The organism is Streptomyces sp. sk2.1, from assembly GCF_008120935.1.
Classification (GTDB): Bacteria; Actinomycetota; Actinomycetes; order Streptomycetales; family Streptomycetaceae; genus Streptomyces.
The window spans coordinates 1-1,345 of sequence record NZ_RDBO01000265.1; the positions used below are offsets into that span (position 1 = coordinate 1).

Annotated in this window: 2 protein-coding genes; both read right to left on the bottom strand. The window is 72.0% G+C overall.

Going from position 1 to position 1,345, the window contains the following annotated elements; genetic code table 11:
* On the bottom strand, window positions 1-271 hold a 271-nt coding region (locus tag EAO76_RS43510; protein ID WP_222872285.1), incomplete at its 3' end, for a DUF6191 domain-containing protein.
* Window positions 272-302: 31 nt separating this feature from the next.
* Window positions 303-1,345: sorbosone dehydrogenase family protein (locus EAO76_RS43515; protein WP_148841716.1), on the bottom strand; the 1,043-nt coding region annotated here is incomplete at its 5' end.

The window sequence follows — 1,345 nt, forward strand, 5'->3', positions numbered from 1 at the left end:
CCTCCCCCGATCCCGGATCGGGGGAGGGATCGGGCCCCGCACCGGGGGCGGAATCGGGGTCGTCCGGGGTGGCTTTCGCCCCGGACGGCCCCTCTTCCCGTGCTCCGGAGGCGTCGGACGGCCGGATGGTGACCTTGCCCGAGGTCAGGTCTATCGGCCCGCGCCCCGGGTCGCCGATGCCGAGGTCCACCCGGGACAGCTCCAGCCGCTTCTGCTCCTCGACGGTGTGCTTGCGGCCCGGTGCGAAGAGTTCCTCGAAGAAGTTGAACACCAGCCGCACGCCCTTTCCCCTGCCGAGGCCGCTACCGCACCTCCAGCACCAGGATCCTGTCGTCTCCCGGCTCGGGGGTGCCGCGGCCGTCCGTATTGCTCGTGACGAGCCAGAGCCTGTCGCCGCCCGCGGCGAGCACGGTGCGCAGACGGCCGTACTTCTTCTCCAGGAACGCCTGCGGGGCGGCCAGGGGTTCCCCGCCGTCCTCGCCGGACAGCGGAATCCGCCAGAGCCGCTCCCCGCGCAGGCCCGCCATCCAGATCGAGCCCTTGACGAAGGCGATCCCGCTGGGGGACGCCTCGGACGTCTTCCACTGTGCCACGGGGTCGACGAAATCCTTCCGGCCCGCCCTGCCCTCGACCTCCGGCCAGCCGTAGTTCCTGCCCGGCAGGATCAGGTTCAGCTCGTCCCGGCTGTCCTGCCCGAACTCCGACGCCCACAGCTGCTTGCGCCCGTCCCAGGCCAGCCCCTGCACATTGCGGTGTCCGGACGAATACACCACGGAGTCGGCCTCGGGATTGCCGTGCAGCGGCTGCCCGTCCGGCGTCATCCGCAGGATCTTTCCGGCCAGTGATTCCGGGTCCTGCGCGAGACCGTCGTCCCCCGTCTCGCCGGTGCCCGCGTACAGCATGCGGTCCGGCCCGAAGGCGATCCGGCCGCCGTTGTGGATCGCGCCCTTGGGAATGCCGCGCAGGATCGTGTCCGGGGCGCCCAGCAGCCGGCCCGGCACCGTGCCGTCCTCGTCGTACTGCATGCGCGCGATGCGGTTGTCGGACTCGGTCGTGAAGTACGCGTACACCAGATGGTCCGAGCCGTACGTGGGGGAGACCGCGATCCCCAGCAGCCCGCCCTCACCGGCCGGCGCCACCCCGGGCACGGAGCCCAGCAGGGTCTTCTTCCCGCTCTTCGCGTCGATCCGGGTGATCGTGCCCTTGTCGCGCGAGGCGACCAGCAGGTCGCCGTCGGGCAGCGCCGCCAGGCCCCAGGGCGAGTCCAGGCCCTCGGTGAGCGTGGAGACCACCTTCACCGAGCCCTTCGCGGGCGGCAGGGAGGCCGTGGCGGACGGGGAGGCCG